Annotated in this window: 1 protein-coding gene and 1 pseudogene; one reads left to right on the forward strand and one right to left on the reverse strand. The window is 66.0% G+C overall.

Features of this window, described 5'->3' with window-relative positions; translation table 11 throughout:
• Positions 1-1680: pseudogene (locus EOA28_RS34135) on the forward strand (kinesin); the annotation flags it as partial.
• A 62-nt stretch (positions 1681-1742) separates the two neighbouring features.
• Here EOA28_RS34135 and EOA28_RS39740 read toward each other — a convergent pair.
• On the reverse strand, positions 1743-2002 hold a 260-nt coding region (locus EOA28_RS39740), incomplete at its 5' end, for a hypothetical protein (protein ID WP_210214990.1).

A 2002-nucleotide genomic window follows, 5' to 3' on the forward strand; every position in this document is an offset into this window, starting at 1 on the left:
GTCGAGGATCTTCGCCATCTCGGCCGAACGCGCCGCGAGCTCAACACCATGCTCGCGGCGCGTTCGGCCGAGATGGCGAAGATCCTCGACGAGACGGCCAAGCCGCTGGTCGAGCGCTTCGCCCAGGGCGGCTCCGAACTGCAGCGCAGCATGGAAGAGGTCACCGAACGCGCGGCCGAGAAGCTGCGTAGCGAGAACACGAATCTCGTCAATGCTCTCGCCAGCCGCACGGCCGAAACGCTGTCGGCCGTCGAAGGCGCGCGTTCCTCGCTTGCCGACAGCGTGGCCGACCTAATTGGCCGCATGACGACCTCCAGCGCGCAGCTCGGCCAGCTCATCGAGCAGGCTGCCGTCAATCTCGGCCAGGTCGAGGAGCGGCTTTCTGGCAGCACGCAGAGCTTCGCCTCGACCACGGAGAAGGCCGCCCAGACCTTCGCCAGCTCGGCGCGTCTGGTCGATTCCAACACGACGCGGCTCACCGACCTGTCATCGGCGACGTTGCGCGAGGTGGCCGCGATCGCGACCAAGTTCGACGAGCACAGCCGGCTGCTTTCCAGCGCCTCGAACCTGCTCAGCTCCGCGCAAAGCAATCTCGAGCACACGCTGGAGCGCCAGTCCTCGCTGGAGGACCTCGCCGTCGGCCTGGTCAAGAAGTCGGAAGACCTCGAGAAGGTGATGCGTTCCTTCGAGAGCCTCGTCGGTCAGACGATGCAGACCGCCGAGGGCCGGACGATGGAATCGGCGGAGAAGATCCGCACCGCGATCGCCGAGGTCGTCGATTCGGCAACGCGCCGCTTTGCCGACGCGACCGAGGAGATGCGCCGCACCGCAGGCTCGATCAAGAGCGAGCTGGATCTCACCCGCGCCGAGCTGAAGAAGGGCGTCATCGAGATGCCGGAAGAGGCCAAGGAATCGACCTCGGCCATCCGCCGCGCCGTCGCTGAGCAGATCAATGCGCTCAAGGAACTGTCGGATATCGTTGCGAAATCCGGCCGCAGCGGCTCGAGCGAACAGGGCGAACCTCGCGGTCTGCGCCCTGCTCCGCAGGCACCGGCCCGCGCCGCCGAGCCGCCGCTGCGCCGCCCGCCGGCCCCGCAGCCTCAGCAGCAGCCGCAACCGGCGGCGCGCGCCCCTCAGGCGCCGCTCGCCGAGACCACGCTGCGCGGCACGCTTGACCTGGAACGTCCCGCCGAGGCGCCGCGCCGTGAGAACGGCAAGACGCAGCAGGGCGGCTGGGTGCGCGATCTCCTGACCAACGCCTCGCGCGAGGAAGAGCTTCGGCCGGCAGCGCCGGCGGAAGCGCCGCGCGCGACGCCTGCCCAGCGCTCGCCGCTGCATGTCATGGAATCGCTCAACTCGCTTTCCGTCGACATTGCGCGGGCCATCGACCACGACGCCTCGATCGAGCTGTGGAACCGCTACCGGCGCGGCGAGCGCGACGTGTTCACCCGTCGCCTCTACACGCTCAAGGGCCAGCAGACCTTCGACGAGATCCGCCGCAAGTACCAGGCCGAGGCGGAATTCCGCGCTGCGGTCGACCGCTACTGCGAGGATTTCGAGAAGCTGCTCAAGGACGTCTCGCGCAACGACCGCGACAACATCATGGCGCAGACCTATCTGACCTCCGACACCGGCAAGGTCTACACCATGCTGGCCCATGCCAGCGGCCGGTTGCACTGAGCCGGGCAGCTCCAGGAATCAAAAGGCGGGCCGAAAGCCCGCCTTTTTCGTCTCTGCAAAGTTCAGAACCCGCCGTCGGGATCCAAGTCGCGAATTGAATTAGCGATGGGCAATCCAAGACTACGCTGATCGAGCCACAACACTTGCCGTCCATGTCTTTCGCGTTCTGACAAAAGATCAGCATGGGCCATTTGCATGGCAAGCAATAGCGCCTGCACCGCATCGATCCCACGCGCCCTGAACGTGCGCGAGCCTTCGGGCCATCCTATTTCATACCAACATAAGAAATCTCCCCCGTCCTCTGGTTCGGGCGAAAAGAAAC

Source organism: Mesorhizobium sp. M2A.F.Ca.ET.067.02.1.1, from assembly GCF_004023285.1.
Lineage (GTDB): Bacteria > Pseudomonadota > Alphaproteobacteria > Rhizobiales > Rhizobiaceae > Mesorhizobium.